Source organism: Acinetobacter venetianus RAG-1 = CIP 110063, from assembly GCF_000368585.1.
GTDB classification, from domain to species: domain Bacteria; phylum Pseudomonadota; class Gammaproteobacteria; order Pseudomonadales; family Moraxellaceae; genus Acinetobacter; species Acinetobacter venetianus.
The window spans coordinates 295676-313597 of sequence record NZ_KB849556.1; the positions used below are offsets into that span (position 1 = coordinate 295676).

The 17922-nt window shown below is 38.7% G+C and carries 17 protein-coding genes and 1 rRNA gene; 10 read left to right on the forward strand and 8 right to left on the reverse strand.

What is annotated here, in order from left to right; translation table 11 throughout:
• Nucleotides 1-85: 85 nt before the first annotated feature.
• Together F959_RS01450 and F959_RS01455 are read right to left on the reverse strand one after the other, a co-directional pair.
• Complete coding sequence (locus tag F959_RS01450; protein WP_004876740.1) at nucleotides 86-802, reverse strand: DUF3108 domain-containing protein; 717 nt, start codon at nucleotides 800-802, stop codon at nucleotides 86-88.
• Between the two features lie 195 nt (nucleotides 803-997).
• Nucleotides 998-1675 (reverse strand): hypothetical protein, encoded by a 678-nt coding sequence (locus F959_RS01455; protein ID WP_004876741.1) that lies wholly within the window; start codon nucleotides 1673-1675, stop codon nucleotides 998-1000.
• A gap of 243 nt (nucleotides 1676-1918) precedes the next feature.
• Between F959_RS01455 and F959_RS01460 the strand changes: the two genes are divergently transcribed.
• Together F959_RS01460 and fhuE are read left to right on the forward strand one after the other, a co-directional pair.
• Nucleotides 1919-2803, forward strand: a complete 885-nt coding sequence (locus tag F959_RS01460; RefSeq protein ID WP_004876742.1) for an energy transducer TonB — start codon at nucleotides 1919-1921, stop codon at nucleotides 2801-2803.
• 286 nt (nucleotides 2804-3089) lie between these two features.
• A complete protein-coding gene (gene fhuE / locus F959_RS01465; RefSeq protein WP_004876743.1) occupies nucleotides 3090-5249 on the forward strand; it encodes a ferric-rhodotorulic acid/ferric-coprogen receptor FhuE in 2160 nt (719 codons plus the stop codon).
• 83 nt (nucleotides 5250-5332) lie between these two features.
• Here fhuE and F959_RS01470 read toward each other — a convergent pair whose 3' ends face one another.
• The 4 genes from F959_RS01470 to miaB form a co-directional block, all read right to left on the reverse strand.
• Nucleotides 5333-5620, reverse strand: a complete 288-nt coding sequence (locus F959_RS01470; protein WP_004876744.1) for an antibiotic biosynthesis monooxygenase family protein — start codon at nucleotides 5618-5620, stop codon at nucleotides 5333-5335.
• A gap of 10 nt (nucleotides 5621-5630) precedes the next feature.
• Nucleotides 5631-6116: an rRNA maturation RNase YbeY gene (ybeY, locus tag F959_RS01475; protein WP_004876745.1), complete on the reverse strand. Its 486-nt coding sequence runs from the start codon at nucleotides 6114-6116 to the stop codon at nucleotides 5631-5633.
• Between the two features lie 71 nt (nucleotides 6117-6187).
• On the reverse strand, nucleotides 6188-7270 hold the full coding sequence (locus F959_RS01480; RefSeq protein WP_004876747.1) for a PhoH family protein: 1083 nt from the start codon (nucleotides 7268-7270) through the stop codon (nucleotides 6188-6190).
• A gap of 39 nt (nucleotides 7271-7309) precedes the next feature.
• Entirely contained in the window at nucleotides 7310-8761 is a 1452-nt protein-coding gene (miaB, locus tag F959_RS01485) for a tRNA (N6-isopentenyl adenosine(37)-C2)-methylthiotransferase MiaB (RefSeq protein WP_004876749.1), read from the reverse strand.
• Nucleotides 8762-9052: 291 nt separating this feature from the next.
• Between miaB and F959_RS01490 the strand changes: the two genes are divergently transcribed.
• From F959_RS01490 to F959_RS01505, 4 genes are all read left to right on the forward strand, one after another.
• A complete protein-coding gene (locus tag F959_RS01490; RefSeq protein ID WP_171056588.1) occupies nucleotides 9053-10969 on the forward strand; it encodes a lytic transglycosylase domain-containing protein in 1917 nt (638 codons plus the stop codon).
• Between the two features lie 26 nt (nucleotides 10970-10995).
• Nucleotides 10996-11682, forward strand: coding sequence for a ribonuclease T2 family protein (locus F959_RS01495; RefSeq protein ID WP_017196823.1), 687 nt, complete (start codon nucleotides 10996-10998; stop codon nucleotides 11680-11682).
• A 167-nt stretch (nucleotides 11683-11849) separates the two neighbouring features.
• Complete coding sequence (locus F959_RS01500; RefSeq protein ID WP_004876757.1) at nucleotides 11850-12836, forward strand: malate dehydrogenase; 987 nt, start codon at nucleotides 11850-11852, stop codon at nucleotides 12834-12836.
• 158 nt (nucleotides 12837-12994) lie between these two features.
• Nucleotides 12995-13237 carry a DUF2789 family protein gene (locus F959_RS01505; RefSeq protein ID WP_004876759.1) on the forward strand — a complete coding sequence of 81 codons (243 nt, stop codon included), beginning with the start codon at nucleotides 12995-12997 and terminating at the stop codon, nucleotides 13235-13237.
• A gap of 25 nt (nucleotides 13238-13262) precedes the next feature.
• Here the strand turns inward: F959_RS01505 and F959_RS01510 are convergent, their stop codons facing one another.
• Nucleotides 13263-13790 carry a hypothetical protein gene (locus tag F959_RS01510; RefSeq protein ID WP_029424874.1) on the reverse strand — a complete coding sequence of 176 codons (528 nt, stop codon included), beginning with the start codon at nucleotides 13788-13790 and terminating at the stop codon, nucleotides 13263-13265.
• Between the two features lie 64 nt (nucleotides 13791-13854).
• On the reverse strand, nucleotides 13855-14478 hold the full coding sequence (locus tag F959_RS01515) for a 2OG-Fe(II) oxygenase (protein ID WP_004876763.1): 624 nt from the start codon (nucleotides 14476-14478) through the stop codon (nucleotides 13855-13857).
• A 120-nt stretch (nucleotides 14479-14598) separates the two neighbouring features.
• On the opposite strand from F959_RS01515, the gene F959_RS01520 reads away from it, so the two are divergent.
• The 4 genes from F959_RS01520 to F959_RS01535 form a co-directional block, all read left to right on the forward strand.
• Entirely contained in the window at nucleotides 14599-15456 is an 858-nt protein-coding gene (locus F959_RS01520) for a 23S rRNA (adenine(2030)-N(6))-methyltransferase RlmJ (RefSeq protein WP_004876766.1), read from the forward strand.
• A 38-nt stretch (nucleotides 15457-15494) separates the two neighbouring features.
• Entirely contained in the window at nucleotides 15495-16328 is an 834-nt protein-coding gene (gene pssA / locus F959_RS01525) for a CDP-diacylglycerol--serine O-phosphatidyltransferase (protein ID WP_004876769.1), read from the forward strand.
• Between the two features lie 17 nt (nucleotides 16329-16345).
• A complete protein-coding gene (locus tag F959_RS01530) occupies nucleotides 16346-17407 on the forward strand; it encodes a DUF6670 family protein (RefSeq protein ID WP_004876771.1) in 1062 nt (353 codons plus the stop codon).
• A gap of 408 nt (nucleotides 17408-17815) precedes the next feature.
• Nucleotides 17816-17922, forward strand: a 16S ribosomal RNA gene (locus tag F959_RS01535); the annotation flags it as partial.

Sequence of the window (17922 nt, forward strand, 5' to 3'; positions counted from 1 at the left end):
AGAATCCTCTAATCGGATGCTTGTTTAAGCAAAGGCATATTTTAAAAAGCATCCGAAAAATTGCAAGCCAAAATTGACCAGATGCTTAGTTTGTTTTGCCTGAATAGCCAGTCAACAATAAACCATATGAAGATTTACCATCATTATGTGTCACTTTGACAGGTAAATAATCAAGTTTTGGCGCTAACCAGAAAATTGTATTGCGTTCAGGTTTGTCGTGTAAAAGAACAACTTTAATGGTACTAAATGTCCCATAACTAGTTTTAACGTTCTCAGTGCCTTGTTTGACGAAACGACGCTCGTCTACTGCTTTCGCATCCGCAATAAAATAGCGGGTTTGCAGCGTATTTCCATTTTTCAAATCTTCACGAACTTGTAGCTCTGCATTAAGCTCATCCAAAACACCAGCTTGCCAAGCAAATGAACGTTTCTGATCATCTTTTTGCGTACTAATCGTTTTATTGCTTGGATTGAAGTTGATATTCATCGTGTTGTTGTGAATTAAGATTTTGCTACTACGTGTAAATTTCTGCGACGTAATTTTGTTATTGGCAAAATTAAATTGGCTGGTTTCTGTTGCCGAGGCAATACCACCTGCTTTTGCAGCAAACTTGTATGTCCAATTATTTCCTTGCTGAGAAAGCGTACGTGTCGCTGAACCTAGGTTTTTATTATTATAGCTAAATTGGTAGCTCGCTTGGAACGGCGCCATTGCAAATGCATGACTAGATAAACTTGCACATAAAATTACAGCAGAAGTCGCTGTAGTAATACCTAGAGCTTTTGATAAATTCTTTGTCATAACACTATATCCTTTGAACGACCATTCAAATAAATCATTCATTTATCATTACGATTATTGGTTATTATGCCTGTAGATTATGAAGAAAAGATCAGGTTTTTTACTAAGCGCTTGTTAATTTTTCGTATAAATCATGAAGATGATGAGTTGAGTGGCATGAATTGGAAACTTAAAAGCCACTCAAAACTTGGAAAATTATTTTTTGGGGTCTTTTTGCTGAATTGGGGTGACAACGGTGTCATCTAATTCATCATCGTCATACTCGTGATTTGAGGGGGATAAAATAGCCGCAAGGTTGACATTCCCCCAAACGATTAATTCAGCAGGGCGTACTCGGGCACGATTAACATGAACTTTGCTTAAAGTCTCAATAATGCTTGGTTTCTTGCTAAACCAGCGATTGAGATCAAGATAGAGCAATTCATCTTTTACTGTGACAACTTCAAAATGTTCTAGAATTTTGCCTAAAGGATCTTCATCTTTAAACTTTTGAAAATACCAAATCGCAATATAAAAGCCCCATTTTTGAAAAATGTTTTTGAATTCAGCTTCGATGACTTGGGTGTTGCTGATTTGTTCAAAGACCATCAATTGCACATCTTTGTTCATTTCCATCTGAAGAAGTTTTAAATCAACAGATAAAGTGGTGTGTAAACCTTTTACATCAATTGTAGCGTAAAGGCGTAACCAGCCATCATAAAGGTCAGCATGTAGATCTTTGATGATCTCAACTTTCTCAACGACATAGCGTTCCATCGTTGCGTTCACAAAAACTTGTGAAAGCGAAAATTCTCTTTCTTCTTCGATGAATTCTTCTGCTTTTAGGTAAACTTTTCGTAGACGTTTAACAACAGATGAAATTAGCGTTTGCATAAAAGTTGTTCCAGAAAGTGAAGTGTTTTAGATAACGGCGTCACGATCTTTGTATTCACTAAAAAATAAAAATAAATTTCTGACTTGCAGTGTAGCAAAATTAATTGCTACATTTTCATAAAATGATGGTATGGACACACTGTAAATATAAGTGGATCACATTTTTGTAATTTTTTGAATATTGGTTTGGTTTTTATACGGTTGCCACCGTTGGGGAAGGGACATTTTTGTCGCTTAAATCGCATGTGGAATAAAATAAATTTTCGTTCTGAACTATCTCCTCATTGGTGGCAAGATCCAATCTTTGTCGGAGCTGTTACGGTTGCAATGCTGCTGCATGGAGCTGTGCTGGCGATTCAGTTTGGTATGCCATCGCCGTCTGATACCTCGACTAAAGAAATTGCAGTCACCGTCCGTACAAGTCAAGACAAAGTGAAAGATGCTGATTTTCTTGCACAAGCCGATCAAAAAGGTTCGGGTGATTTCCGTGAAGCACATCGGATGTCGAGTGATATGCCTTCACCAATGCAAGCAGATGCGACTACAGGTGAGACTGAGCTAGAAAGTTTGGAAAAGATACAGCAGAAACGTGAATTAAAATTTGAAGAAAAAGTTTTAATGACTGTGCTCAGCTGGCAAAAGCAGTCCGAAGAAACTGAACGTAAAAAAGCTTTGGATGATTTACAAAGCCAGTTTCAAGCAAAAGCTTCGATGGTCGCAAGTTTAGAAGCGCAGTATTTACAACGTCAGCAAAATTTTAGCCGTAAGCAACGCATTAAAACAGTGGATGGCATTCAGGCTAAACAAGATGCTTCAGCCGCTTATCTTGATAAATTCCGCCAAAAAGTAGAACTATATGGTAACCGTTATTATCCAGATGAGGCGAAACAGCAACGACTCGCTGGTGAAGTTCGCTTAATGGTGATTCTAAATGCGCAAGGTGGAATTCGAGCGATTCGCTTAATTGAAAGTTCGGGTCATTCTATTTTAGATGAAGCAGCTAAAGCTTCTGTTCGTCGTGGTGCACCGTTTGGACATTTTGATGCCAATATGAAAGACATTTCTGAATTGCGAATTATTCGTACATGGCGTTTTGATCCTGTTGATGCTGAATTTGAAGTACATTAATTTGCTTATTGGAATTTGCTATTGTGAATTTTATAAATAAAAAACATTAAAAATCATAAATATAATTTTTAATATTAGTGAGATTAAATTTTAATAATTAAAAAACAATGAATTATTTTTAATCTTATTAACTTGAATTGATAATAAAAATAATTATCATTTGCAATGTATTTTTTGTTCAATCTCCTTTGGAATCTGTACATCCTGCTTTTTAGAGTTTTTCTTGTGGGGGAGCGAGGTGTGGTGGCTTTCAAATCTTTTGACCTTGCGATAAGGATCTATCTACATGCATAAACATCCATCGAGACAAGTATTTAAAACACATCCACTGGTATTGGCTATGGCTGTACTTTTACCATCATTTGCTTACGCTGAGTCAAGTACAGAAAGCACTGCTCAGTTGCCAACCATTAAAATACAAGCGGAAAGTGAAAATTTAAAACAAGCATATACAGTAGAAAAATCGTCGACTGCATTACCTTTAAATTTGACTTTAAAAGAAATTCCTCAATCTGTTTCGGTTGTAACCCAACAACGTATGCAAGATCAAGGGTTAACAACTTTAGTTGAGGTCGCTGAAAATGTAACGGGTATTACGGTAAACCGTTATGAAACAAATCGTGGTGGTTTGTATTCGCGTGGTTTTGTTGTTGATAACTATATTATTGATGGAATCCCTACAACATATTCCTTACCTTGGTCTTCTGGAGAGATTTTTTCTAGTACGGCAATTTATGATCATATTGAGGTAGTACGTGGAGCAACAGGATTAACGACTGGTGCTGGGAATCCTTCTGCTGCGATAAATATGGCTCGTAAGCGTGCTGCGAGTAAAGAGCCTGCTGCAAATATCGAAGTAAGTGGAGGAAGTTGGAATAATTATCGTGTCATGGGGGATATTGCGAATAGTTTGAATGATTCGGGATCACTACGTGGGCGTGCGGTTGCACAATATGAGCAAGGTGACAGTTTTACCGATTTATTAAGTAAAGAGCGTTTAACGCTGTTACTGACAGGAGAGGCTGACTTAACTGAGTCAACTTTACTTTCAGCAGGAGTCAGTTATCAAGAGGATGACCCTCGTGGTCCAATGTGGGGAGGCTTACCTGTTTTCTTTAGTGATGGTTCGCGAACTCATTTATCGAAAAGTGCAACAACAACGCAGGATTGGACACGTTGGAATGTGAAGTACACCAATTGGTTTGCAGATTTAACTCAAAAAATTAATGATGATTGGAATGTGAAGCTTTCTTATGCTCATGGCAAAAGAGAGGCTGAGTCAAAATTATTTTATGTTTCTGGCAATCCTGACAAAACCACAGGCTTAGGTTTATCTGGCTTTGCTGGTTCGTATAAGGTGAATGTCGATCAAGACAATATCACCTTGCAAACGGATGGGGTATTTAACTTATTTGGTCGAGATCATAAAGCTGTAGTTGGTTATCAATATTCAAATCAAGAGTTTGATGCATTAGGTCGATCTGGTACAACTGAAGCTGTGGGCAGTATTTATGATTGGAATGCTTCGCTCCCAGAGCCTATTTGGAGTGCATGGACACCTTCAGAAAGTTATACCGTAAAGCAAAATGCGATTTTTGCAGCAACTCAACTATCTTTACTCGATCCGTTAAAGTTAATTATTGGTGGTCGTGTTACAGATTATGAGAAAGATTTAGGTTCAACTGCGAGTAAGATTAAATATGAACATGAATTTATTCCTTATGCTGGATTGATTTATGACATTAATCAGAATTACTCAGCTTATGCTAGCTATACGAGTATTTTCCAGCCGCAAGATCAAAGAGATTTCAATAATAATTATCTTGATCCGATTAAGGGGAATAGTACCGAAATCGGTTTAAAGTCATCTTGGTTTGATAATCGTTTGAATGGCTCTTTAGCTTTATTCGATATTAAACAAGATAACCTCGCACAAGCTGTAGGGCAAATACAAAGACCAAATGGGACTTTAGAAACATATTATAAGGCTGCGAAAGGTGCTGAAAGTAAAGGCTTTGAGCTAGAAGTTAGTGGGCAAGTGACACCAAACTGGAATGTAACCGCTGGTTATAGTCAATATAAAGCAACAGATGTTAATGATGCTGATATTAATACTCAACTTCCTCGTAAATTGATTCAAACTTATACTTCCTATCAACTTCCAGGAAAGTGGAGTGATCTAAGTGTTGGTGGAGGGGTAAATTGGCAAAGTGATACTTATGTGATCGCTAGTAATGCACCAGCAGGAGCAAATCCTAGAATTGAGCAAGGTTCATATGCTTTAGTTAATTTGATGGCAAAATATAAAATTAATAAAGATTTTTCCGCGCAATTGAATGTCAATAATGTATTTGATAAAGGATATTATGGTGTTTTCCCTGCGTATGGACAGATCACCCAAGGTTCACCACGTAATGCAACACTCACTTTACGTTATCAATTTTAAGATCGTGTGAAATAAAAAAACGGCTTAATACAAGCCGTTTTTTTATTAAATTGTGGATAAGTTTGATCTTATTCACAATTAGATTAACTATGATAAGCACGCTCTAATTTACAGATTTCAACGCTAAAGTTTTGGTACCATTTTTCTTTTCCCAAGCGCTGTGCGATTTGATGTTCAGTATCGAGATGCCAACGTTGTATATCATTAAGTTCTTTCCAATAAGAAAGCGCGATTTCAAAACCATTTTCACTACACGCTTCAAACTTTATACAATTGTATTCATTTAAAGCTTTATCTCTTAATTTCTGAGCCATCTCTATGTAATCAGAATCTAATTTTTTGATTTCAGCTTTGAAAATAACGATATACATAGTATTCCCACTAGATCTCATCCGCTTGGTATGGATTTGCAACACCAAGTTTCTTTAAGATTTCGATTTCTAAAGCTTCCATTTCTTCTGCATCAGCTTCACCAGTCTCATGGTCATAACCTAAGAGATGCAAAATACCGTGAACCAATAAATGGGTAAAATGATCAGTTGCTGTTTTTTGCTGTTCAATTGCTTCTTGTAAGACAACAGGAATACAAATCACTAAATCACCCAGTGGTTCAGCATCAAGCAGCGATAACATTTCCTCGGGAATATCACTTGGAAAGGATAATACATTTGTTGGTTTATCTTTTTCACGATACTGCAAGTTGAGTTCATGACTTTCAGCAAGATCAACACAAGCAATGCCGATTTCACAATCCACATCGAAACCAACATGGCGTAATGCAGTTTCAATATTTTTTTTGATTTGACCACGTTTGAGTGGCAGTTCAGATGCTTGAAAGTCCTGTTGTAGACTTAAATTGATTTTCAAAATAGATCCTTAAAATCTTCCCCCTAAAATGCGACTAAAGCATCACCATAAAAGGGGGGTGAGGAGGTTTTCTAAGAGTGTTGGGCATCAGCAGCAGAATCATTTTCTGCAACCAATGCTTCTTGTTTTGCTTTACGTTCAGCTCGAGCTTCAGCAGACATACGTTGCTGCTCGCTATCCCAGCCTTCATAAGCTTCAACAATTTTTTGAACCAGTTGATGACGTACAACATCTCGGGAATGGAAACGTGTGATGTGAATTTCATGTACGTTTTCAAGTACACGTAGCGCATGGGCTAAACCCGATTGTTGTCCGCGAGGTAAATCGACTTGTGTTACATCTCCAGTAATGACCGCACGTGAGCCAAAGCCCAATCGAGTGAGGAACATTTTCATTTGTTCTGGTGTAGTATTTTGTGCTTCATCCAGAATAACGAAAGAATGATTCAACGTACGACCACGCATATAGGCAAGAGGTGCAACCTCGATCACTTGGCGTTCAATCAGTTTTGCAACTTTTTCAAAACCAAGCATTTCGTAGAGTGCATCGTAGAGAGGACGTAAATAAGGGTCAATTTTTTGAGTTAAGTCACCTGGTAAAAAGCCAAGCTTTTCACCCGCTTCAACTGCAGGGCGTACCAGTAGAATACGTTGGATTTCATTGCGTTCTAACATATCGACAGCTGCAGCAACAGCTAGATAAGTTTTACCTGTCCCAGCAGGGCCGACGCCAAAGGAAATATCACTTTGCAAAATACGCTGGACATAGCGCTTTTGATTTGCGCCGCGTGGATTGATGCGCCCTTTGCGCGTCTGAAAGTAGACATCAATTGGCGCATCATATTCATCCATTTCTTCGCCAACCAATTCGAAGTTACGTTCAGTTTGCGAAGACTGAATCATTAGGTGCAGTAAGTCCGCACTGATTTGTGATGAAATTTCTGATTCTTGATAGAGCCGCTGCAGCAAAGCTTCGGCTCTTTCGACCGCTTCCATATCACCGTCTAGATAAAAAGCATCGCCTCGGTGAGTAATTTTGACATCTAAACGTTGTTCGATTTGTTTTAAATGCCCGTTATACGCACCGAGCATGCTTTTTAAACGTTCCATTGAAATCTCAGGGAACGTTACTGTACGTCGAATCGCTGCAGTCAAGAGAAACCCTTTTTGTTGACTTGTAAGAATACCCTTACATTACGCCACGTCAGGTTCAAGATTCAAGAGTTCTCCATAAACTAAATTTAAAGTTTTGATTTCAGTAATCTCAATCTCTGCGAAACGTCCGACCCACGCTGCATCACCGATAAACGTAACTAAACGTGTATTGTCAGCTGTACCCATTAAAACGTTCGGATCTTTATCCGATACTTTCTCAATCAGCACACGTTCAATCTTACCAAGCATCGCATCAGTTTTATCAATACTTGACTGTTTAATGACTTGTTGTACTTGAGCTAAGCGGTCTTTTTTCACTTGCTCAGGCGTGTCATCTGGAAGTTCAGAAGCAGGTGTACCCGGACGCTTTGAATAAACAAAACTATAAGAATGATCGAAATCTAAATCTTTGATGAACTGTAATGTTTCAGCAAAATGTGCATCAGTTTCACCTGGGAATCCAATAATAAAGTCACTCGATAAATGCATATCTGGGCGTACTTTGCGTAACTTGGCAATTTTATCAATATAAACATCAATAGTATGGTTGCGTTTCATTGCCTGTAACACATCGTTTGAACCACTTTGTACAGGTAAATGCAAGTGAGAAACCATTTGTGGCAAATCACGGTAGCATTGAATCAGGTCATCAGAAAATTCGAGCGGGTGAGATGTGGTGTAACGTAAGCGACCAATCCCCGGAATTTCCGAAACTAAACGTAATAATTCAGGGAATGTACAGATACCACCTTCAAAAGTTTCGCCACGATAACCATTTACGTTTTGACCAAGTAAGCTGATTTCACGAACACCTTTTTCAGCAAGACCCGCGATTTCTGCCAATACATCATCTAATGGGCGAGAAACCTCTTCACCACGAGTGTAAGGAACAACACAGAATGAACAGTATTTAGAGCAACCTTCCATAATCGAAACGAATGCTTTAAAACCTTCAACACGAGGTTCAGGTAAGAAGTCAAACTTCTCAATATCAGGGAATGAAATATCAACTAATTTGATTTTTTCTTTCTTGGGCTTCTCAACCTGTGAATGATGTTGATCTAACATTTGCGGCAAGCGGTGCAAAGTCTGTGGGCCAAAAACCATATCCACGTAAGGCGCACGTTTTTGAATGTTGTCACCTTCTTGTGATGCAACACAGCCACCGACACCGATGACTAATTCTGGATTTTGTTCTTTTAATTTACGCCAGCGACCGAGTTCACTAAACACTTTCTCTTGTGCTTTCTCACGGATCGAGCAAGTGTTCATCAATAAAATGTCGGCCTCATTAGGATTCGTGGTAAGTACGTAACCATGAGAATCGCCTAATAAATCTGCCATACGATGACTGTCATACTCATTCATCTGACACCCTTGCGTTTCAATATATAGCTTTTTCATTGAAACATCAGTGGTGTGCGTTGGCTGGGTGACAGTGTTTTCTGAGGCAGCTTGTGTAGCACTTGGAATGAATGTTTGAACCGTCATGCAGGCTCCTAAACAAGGTGGGTTGAGACAAACCGCGGATTATAGCAGTATTTTTTGATGTGCGCAGAGAATAAAAAACTGACAAAAATGGACACTTTGTGGATGAAATTACGTGAATTTTAATGAATATGAATCAGCAAGTTACATAACACAACAATTGTAAGAAGCTAGACTTATTAAACTATAATCGCAGGGCGAAATTAGGCAAATGTATTGATGAAGATGAACAAGCAACATAATTTTATAAGTAGCGTTACCCGTAAATTGAATAATAAGAAAAGCTTCCGTCGTATGTTGGCGGCGAGTGGTGTGATTGCATGTTCATCTGTTTATGCCTTGGACGAACAATTCAATGATGCTCTGCGTGCAGCAAATTCAAGCAATATGGCATTGCTCGATCAATATCAATATGAAATGCAAAATGACGTGTTGGGATATTATCCAGAATATTGGAAACTGAATAGTAATCTTGGATTTCAACCTGCTGCTTCAATTATTAGTTTTGCACAACGTTACCCTCAATCAGCAATGGCAGAAAAATTATCGGCTGATTATGTTGAGGAAAAAGTAAAACAAGCAAATTTCAGTGAAGCAAAGCCCGTATTATCTTATGTCACTAATCCTGATCAGGCGGAAAGTTGTGCCGTTGCTCAAGTCCGCGCTCAAACAGGTGATGCTTTAGTTTATGCTGAATATAAAGATGTATGGTTAGCGACTGACTCACAGCCAGAATCTTGTACAGGTTTAGGTCGAATGATGTTGTCGAGTCCGTTGATGACAGCGCAAGATCGTCAACAGCGCTTGTGGGTTTTATTGCGTGCTGGGCAGTCTGGACAAGCAATTGCAACCGCACAAACTATGGGGTTGAGTTTATCTTTAGCTCAACTCAATCAGATCCAATCCAATCCATTGGAATATATTTGGAATGCACCTAAGTCTAATGATGCTGATTATGCGTATTTGATTTTTGCATTAGGTCGTATAGCTGATAACGACTTAACCAATGCGCTTGGCAATGTGCAGCGAGCAGCACAAGATACGCCACAAGCTGTTCAAAAATATTTATATCGTACCGTTGGTTATGTTGGTGGTACGACGGTAATGAAGAATAATTTTAATCGTGAAGTGCTGAATGCATTTGATCAAAGTTATGGTTATCCATTTAGCCCTGAAGAAGCTGAGATTTATGCTCGTCAATCCATTCGTTTTGGTGCATGGGAAAGTCTGATTCGAGCGATTGATGCGATGTCGGTAACGCAAAAGCAAGAAGATCGTTGGCAATATTGGCTAGCACGTGCATCTGAGCAACGTTCTGACGCAGCTTCTAAGCAAGCCGCGCAACAGATTTATCGCAAACTAGCGCAAAGTGGCGATGATTATCATAACTTACTTGCCAAAGATCGTATTGGTGAGCGTTATAACCATCAGCCTTACAATGAGCAGCCTTCTGCTCAGGATGCTCAGCGCTTAAATCAAAATATCCATTTTAGACGTGCGTTTGCATTAAGGGATATTAATGCGCCTGCAAGTTATACCAATCGTGAATGGAACTGGGCTGTTCGTCAGGCGTATTTGCAACATGACGATGGTCTACTATTAGCAGCAGCCAAACGCGCGCATGATATGGGATGGTATGATCGTGCTATTTATGCTGCGGATCGTACGACATCAAAGCATAACGATACTTATCGCTACGCGATGCCTCACCGTAGTAATGTGACGAGTCATAGTTACAATGCGGGTATTGATCCCGCTTGGGCTTATGGTTTAATGCGCCAAGAAAGTCGATTTGTTACTTCTGCACGTTCGCATGTAGGTGCAGGTGGCTTGATGCAAATCATGCCAAATACGGCAAAACTTGTTGCGCGTCAGATGGGTGAAACTTATAACCCTGCGGCATTAAGTGAAATGAACACCAATATCCGTTATGGAACATATTATCTTTCAATGATTCAAAGTCAGCTAAGTGGCAATGCGGTACTTGCAACAGCAGGCTATAACGCTGGCCCAAACCGAGCACGCCGTTGGCAGCCTGATTTTCAAACGATGGCTGCTGATCAGTACACAGAGTCTATTCCTTTGCTTGAAACGCGTGATTACGTTAAACATGTCATGACCAATGCAACACATTATGGAGTGCTACTTGGGCAGGGGCCGCAATCCCTTGAAAAACGTATGAGCACAATTCCTGTGCGTAATACACCTTAAGGCACAAAGATGTTGAATTTAAAACAATGAAGTTTTTGTATTTGATGAAAGCGATAAACACATTCAAGTTTCAAATGCGTAGCATGTTACAGACATTGATCTGTTATCTCGTTCTCTCATTTGGTGCGCCATTATATGCAGCCGACAATGCCGATATAGCAGGTTATGTCATGCATATTCAAATGACGCCTGCGGTTTGTTCGTTTGATTCAACAAGACAAAAACAACGTAAGTGTTTAGAAGGTTACTCGCTTACCATTTCTAGTTTGCTACCTGAAGTTCCAGTAGGGCGTGAGTGTGAAACAAAAAGTTCTGCGAAACTTTCACCGCTACAAGCTAAAGTCGTGGCGCGTGTGATGCCTGATGAAAATGCTCGCGTACAGCTTTGGCAGGGGGTTGGCGGATGTGTCCCCATGAATGCAAGTCAATATTTTAGAAAAATAATTAATTTTGCTGAGCGTTTAAAAGTTCCATCAGATTTAACAAGTCCCAATACGATTGATGTTCAAAAAGAAAATCTTAGACAACAGTTCACAAAATTAAATCCTTCGTTACCACCAAATGGCATTCGTTTTACTTGCCAGTCTTCACGGTTTGAATCAGTTTTAACCGAAATTCGAGTGTGTTATCAGAAGAATGGTCAGTACAAGCAATGTTCAAGTCATATTGTGACGGGTTGCCCAAATGACTTTACAATTAAAGGTAGTTACTAGGCTTTTTTAGCCCTTTATTTGTATTTTCTATCAGACTTTTGTTGAAATCCATTCTCTTTTACATGCATCTGCGTTCGCTTTAGAGTACAATCTTTGCCGTTTATGATAATTCGATTGAATAACAATATGTTTCAATCGTGCTAACGCATCTCATTGGAGAATATCACATGAAGCAACCCGTTCGTGTTGCCGTTACAGGCGCTGCTGGTCAAATTGGTTATAGCTTATTATTCCGTATCGCAAGCGGTGAAATGTTAGGTAAAGATCAACCTGTAATTTTACAATTGCTTGAAGTTCCATTTGAGAAAGCTCAACAAGCGCTTAAAGGCGTGATGATGGAACTTGATGACTGTGCTTTCCCTTTATTGGCTGGCATGATCGGGACTGATGATCCTAAAGTTGCATTTAAAGATGCTGACTATGCTTTATTGGTAGGTTCTCGTCCACGTGGTCCAGGTATGGAACGTGCTGACTTATTAAAAGTAAATGGCGAAATCTTCATTGGTCAAGGTCAAGCATTAAACGAAGTTGCTAGCCGTGACGTTAAAGTATTGGTTGTAGGTAACCCTGCAAATACAAATGCTTACATCGCGATGAAATCTGCTCCAGATCTTCCATCGAAGAACTTTACAGCAATGTTACGTCTTGACCACAACCGTGCGTTAACTCAACTTGCTCAAAAAGCGGGTGTAGCTGTTTCTGATATCGAAAACATGACTGTTTGGGGCAACCACTCTCCAACAATGTATGCTGATTATCGCTTTGCAAATGTAAATGGCGAAAGCTTGAAAGACAAAATCAACGATGCTGCTTGGAACAAAGATGTATTCCTTCCAACAGTTGGTAAGCGTGGTGCTGCGATTATCGAAGCGCGTGGTCTTTCTTCTGCTGCTTCTGCTGCAAATGCTGCAATCGACCATATGCGTGACTGGGCGCTTGGTACAAACGGCAAATGGGTAACGATGGGTATTCCTTCAGACGGTTCTTATGGTATTCCTGAAGGCGTAATGTTCGGTTTCCCTGTAACAACTGAAAACGGTGAATACAAAATCGTTCAAGGTTTAGAAATTGACGAATTTAGCCGTGAGCGTATCAACTTCACTCTTAACGAGTTAGAAGAAGAGCGTGCAGCAGTTGCTGACATGGTGAACTAATTTATCTTTTTTGATAAATTGAAAAAGCGCCTGAATTCGGGCGCTTTTTTTATGTATGTGCACATAAAAACTACAAGAAAATATAGGCATACAGATGTATTGAATAAGTGTTTATGTTTAGATTAATTTAATTAAAGCATGAGTTTGGAGAATAAAAAATGTTTGAGCAACAACCTACACTAGAACTTTTATTTGAACAGTTAGGCCTTGATTCTGATGAGGCGAGTATTGAAAATTTTGTCAAAGCACATCAACTTAGTGCAGATCAAAAATTACATGAAGCAGCGTTTTGGAGTGCGGGACAACGTGATTTTCTTAAAAGTCATTTAGATAAAGATGATGAATGGGCGATTGTAGTTGATGAGCTAAATCAACAACTACATTTAGATAGCACCAAATAATAATTTATAAAAAATAAAGCTCACATTAGTGAGCTTTATTTTGAATTAAGGCTTTAAACCAGTCTTCCATTCGTACTGATTTGAAAGCAGGGTGAACTTGTAATAACTCTAGATCATATTCAAAACATGACACATATTTCTGTAACCAGTGGCGTGTCATTGCTTGTTCTTGCTTAGCTGCTGACGCATACGCAAGGAAAAAATAAATGTCTAAATGGTTATAGTGTGCCAAAGGTTTTAAGATTTGTTGTGTAATTAAAGCAAAGCGCTGTTCTTTAGTTAGTTCAAAATAGATCATATATGCTTTGGCTAGATACAACGATAAGTTTAAATATAAACTTAGCGGCATCTCGTCATATTCAATACGCGCTTGTTCTAGCAATACAATTGCTTCTTGCAAGAAATGGAGCTGTTCCTGACGAACATGACTCAACATGACCAATTGCAAGCGCAAGTCAGCTCGCTCTAAAGCAAGTTCAGGCGTATTATTTTCTAAATACAGTTGGTCAGTTTCACCAATCCGAGCAATCACTTGTTTAGTTTCATTCGACATGTATTGATCCAAAATCATCAGTTATGCCTAACTATATAAGGCTATTTTTAGTGATTTAAAGGGTTTAAGGGTTCCAAATCGAGTTGCCACTGCGTAACCAAGCCGTAATCGATAAGCGCTGTTGTTTTGAAAGCAAGACTTCATGTAATACATCGCTTTGAAAAATCGCAAGACGATTTGGCAAAGGTTGAATGATGTGCCAGTTTCCCTTTTTATCTTGTAGGCGAAGTTCACCACCCAAATTGTCTTCCCAACTTTCATGTAAATAAAATACAGTTGAAATCATACGATCATTTTTTTGCTGCGGATTATCGCGGTGTAAAGCATAAAACTCGCCAGCGTTATAACAAGCAAAATGTGCTTCAACCTCTTTAATGCCAAGATAAAATGCTTGATTTAATGCTTGAGATAGATTGTGTAGCGTTTGGATGTGCTGCTGAGCGATAGGAAGCTGTCCATCAATCCATAAAATATGATCGCTACGAATATGACTTACAACGCCATTTTGTATACCTGCTGCTCTAAACTCGGCAAGATGCGATATGCATTCATCAGCTAAGGCTGTGACATATTCGGGTGAATAGACATGATCAATAAAAGCAAAGCCAAACTCATTTAAATCATCTAGGACGCGATCTAAATTCCATGAGGTTGCATTTAAGGCCAGGGAGAAAGAAGTTTGTTGCATATAGCTCCTATCAAACAGCTGTTTGATTCACATTACTATTTTAGACGATCACATCAACGCTAAAGAATACTTTTTTCTTTCATGTTAAACTATCTTCTGAATTGAGGAATAATTGTCAACATGAATTACCGTCACCATTTCCATGCGGGTAACTTTGCCGATGTTATGAAGCATGTACTTTTGCTTCAACTGCTCGCTCGTTTAAATGCCAAAGATAAACCTTATCGATATATCGATACCCATGGTGGTGCAGGTAAATATGATTTATCTACATCTCAAGCACAAAAATCAGGTGAATTCTTAACGGGTATCCATCGTTTGGTTAAGCTTGATGATTCGATTAAGCGTAATGCGCCTGAAGGCGTAAAACAATATCTTAAAATAGTTGAAGATATGCGTGCAGTTTCAGGTAAAGGTGCTTATCCAGGTTCACCTTGGTTTGCACTCGAAGGCATGCGTGATATTGACAAAGCGACTATTTTTGAAATGCAGCGTGATGTGTTTCAGCAATTGTATTTTAACATTCGTGATAAACGTGCGGGTTTACACGAACGTGATGCATATGAAGGATTACTTGGTGTAATTCCTCCGAAAGAAAAACGTGGCTTAGTCATGATTGACCCGCCATATGAAATTGAACGTAAAGATTTTCCTCAGCTCGTTGAGTTGTTGCAAGCTGCTTATAAAAAATGGCCGACTGGCGTTTTTGCAGTTTGGTATCCAATTAAAGACCGTGCCATGATTGAACGTTTTGAAAAGAAAATGTTTAAAACGGGTATTCGCCGTCAGCTTATTTGTGAAATTTGCGTATGGCCAGATGATACTCCAGTTGGTTTAAATGGTTGTGGTTTACTCGTGATTAACCCACCTTGGAAATTTTCAGAAGATGCAGATCAAGCCTTACAATGGCTTTTCCCTCATTTACGCATGAGTGAAAATGGTGGTCATGCTGCTGTGCGTTGGTTGGTGGGTGAGTAACCCATCTACCTCAAGATATTCTCGAGGAATTGAAAATAATGACAAATTCTCCAAAAACAGATTCTGATTTGAATACAAAGGATCATTCTTTTGATGGAATCACATTTGAAGTAGAAGAAGAAGAGCACACGCACGAAGGGCAAAAAGTTAAACGCCGTGGTATTTATCTATGGCCGAACCTGATTACAACAGCTGCGCTTTTATCTGGTTTTTACTCAATTATTGCCAGTATGAATGGTAATTTTAATCAGGCAATTTATGCGATTTTCTTGGCTGCATTATTGGATGGTTTAGATGGTCGTGTAGCTCGTGCAATTGGTGCTCAAAGTGCATTTGGTGAGCAATATGATTCATTGTCTGATTTATTGGCATTTGGTGTTGCGCCAGCAATATTGATGTACAGCTGGAGCTTGCACGATTTAGGTCGTATCGGACTAGCTTGTAGCTTCATTTACACGGCTTGTGCTGCATTCCGTTTGGCTCGCTTTAATGTCCAAATTGGTGTTGTTGATAAACGCTACTTTATTGGTATTGCAAGTCCACTTGCTGCAGTCACTGTGATTTCAATTGTTTGGGTTGGACGTGATTTTCCATTCATTTTTGATTTGCAAGATATTACGATTCAGATAATCAATGCTGCGATTATGGTAGGTGTTGGTTTATTAATGATTTCCAATATCAAATACTATTCATTTAAACAGATGGACCGCAAACGTGTACCTTTTGTTGTGATGTTACCAGTGGTCTTGATTTTTGCTGCAATCACGTACAACATTCCAGTAGGAATACTGACAGTTTGTATTCTCTATGTGCTTTCAGGTTTCGTAACAACACTGCTTGCCCACAAAAATGATTCTAAAATAATAAGTTAAAAAATCGGAGGTTCAGTATGCCAATATTGATGAGTAACAATCAATTAAAGCAACTGAACCTCGATAAATCAGATGCTTTAACCTTTTATCCACCTAAAGGCTTATTTAAAATCGTTTATCAGGCACTGATTCTGCCAAACCTACCTGAACCCTTTCATTATCTTAATTTCATCAGCCTTATCGGGCAGCCTCGTATTCCAATTTGTTATAACGCGAGTGCAATAACGACGACAGCAATTGATACTGCGACAGTGCTTGTTACAACTAGTCCGTCTACGGTTGGACATCTCAAAAGTTATAGTGCCAAAGAACAATGTCAATTAGAGATTGATCATTACCAGTTTTTAGATGTGGATCATATTCAAGTTGATTTTCCGAATTATTATTTTAATCGTAAAGATGATGAACTCAGTTGTCAGCTTAAAGTCACAACTTCTACCGAAATTGAAAGTCATTCTGCTTTACAGTGGGGAGTAGCGGATTATTGGTATGTGAATTGTCATTGTGAGGGTGAGGTTACTTATAAAAAACAAAAGTATGAAATAAATGCTTCAGGTATTTTGAAGCATGCGAGAGCAATCTACTTGCCTTTTATTGCATTTCATTTTTTTACTTATCAAATCATTCAAATTAATAATGATTTGCAAATCATTCTTTCTGAATTAAGAAACCAATGGAACAATATTGTTTTTTCAAGAATTGAAATTCAGTCAAAAGAAAAAGAAACACGACTTTATCAAGATAATGTGATTTTTGATGTAACTCGAGTTTATCCAAAAATACAAACACCTAATGGACGTGAAATGTATTTACCTCGCGTATTTGTCTGGCAATATCACGAAGATGATCAAATCATTTTCCAACTTCAAGCACAGAGTAGAGGGGATTATAAATTTGGATTGGCAGCAGGGTATGTAGGAAGTTTTACTTATGAGTTGCTTTGGGATAATGAAACATATCAAGGCACGGGGTACTGTGAATATGTCGATTGTCGTCCTTTGCATTGGCAAGAAAAAGATAAAACAGATCAAATTATAGACCAAACTCCACATTTACAGCCTTTTTTGTGTAAAAAATAGACGCTCGTCACATTGTTTTTGGAAAAGGTATTGCAAGCGTTGAGGAATGCTGTAGAATGCACATCCATCGGCGGTGATGCAGATAAAAACTTGTTGATAAACAAGGATTTGGCTAGATTGGTTAGATTCTTGGGTTGGTTGATAAGTTTATAAAATATCTAAATTACCTGTTGACTTTGAAGAAATTTAGAGTAATATAGCCGACCTAGCTTGATGGTGATGAACCATTGAGAAGATCATTAAGAGAATAGAAGAACAACTTGTGTGGATTTTTACTAGTTGATCAATCGATATATATTATCATTGATAATTGGTAGAAATTTCTCGAAGTTTATTTGAGCAAATTTTTTGTCAGTAATTGATGAGCCAGAATTAGCACCTTGTCTTAACTAAGGTGCAAAATGATTTTAACTGAAGAGTTTGATCATGGCTCAGATTGAACGCTGGCGGCAGGCTTAACACATGCAAGTCGAGCGGGGAAAGGTAGCTTGCTACTGGACCTAGCGGCGGACGGG

Bases quoted from the DNA above. Each gene is read 5' to 3' on its own strand.
- pssA (WP_004876769.1), top strand. From the start codon at position 15,495: ATGACAAATTCTCCAAAAACAGATTCTGATTTGAATACAAAGGATCAT.
- F959_RS01490 (WP_171056588.1), top strand. From the start codon at position 9,053: ATGTTGGCGGCGAGTGGTGTGATTGCATGTTCATCTGTTTATGCCTTG.
- fhuE (WP_004876743.1), top strand. From the start codon at position 3,090: ATGCATAAACATCCATCGAGACAAGTATTTAAAACACATCCACTGGTA.
- F959_RS01455 (WP_004876741.1), bottom strand. From the start codon at position 1,675: ATGCAAACGCTAATTTCATCTGTTGTTAAACGTCTACGAAAAGTTTAC.
- F959_RS01500 (WP_004876757.1), top strand. From the start codon at position 11,850: ATGAAGCAACCCGTTCGTGTTGCCGTTACAGGCGCTGCTGGTCAAATT.
- F959_RS01470 (WP_004876744.1), bottom strand. From the start codon at position 5,620: ATGTATATCGTTATTTTCAAAGCTGAAATCAAAAAATTAGATTCTGAT.
- F959_RS01450 (WP_004876740.1), bottom strand. From the start codon at position 802: ATGACAAAGAATTTATCAAAAGCTCTAGGTATTACTACAGCGACTTCT.
- F959_RS01505 (WP_004876759.1), top strand. From the start codon at position 12,995: ATGTTTGAGCAACAACCTACACTAGAACTTTTATTTGAACAGTTAGGC.
- F959_RS01510 (WP_029424874.1), bottom strand. From the start codon at position 13,790: ATGTCGAATGAAACTAAACAAGTGATTGCTCGGATTGGTGAAACTGAC.
- F959_RS01530 (WP_004876771.1), top strand. From the start codon at position 16,346: ATGCCAATATTGATGAGTAACAATCAATTAAAGCAACTGAACCTCGAT.
- F959_RS01460 (WP_004876742.1), top strand. From the start codon at position 1,919: ATGTGGAATAAAATAAATTTTCGTTCTGAACTATCTCCTCATTGGTGG.
- miaB (WP_004876749.1), bottom strand. From the start codon at position 8,761: ATGACGGTTCAAACATTCATTCCAAGTGCTACACAAGCTGCCTCAGAA.
- F959_RS01515 (WP_004876763.1), bottom strand. From the start codon at position 14,478: ATGCAACAAACTTCTTTCTCCCTGGCCTTAAATGCAACCTCATGGAAT.
- F959_RS01520 (WP_004876766.1), top strand. From the start codon at position 14,599: ATGAATTACCGTCACCATTTCCATGCGGGTAACTTTGCCGATGTTATG.
- F959_RS01495 (WP_017196823.1), top strand. From the start codon at position 10,996: ATGAAGTTTTTGTATTTGATGAAAGCGATAAACACATTCAAGTTTCAA.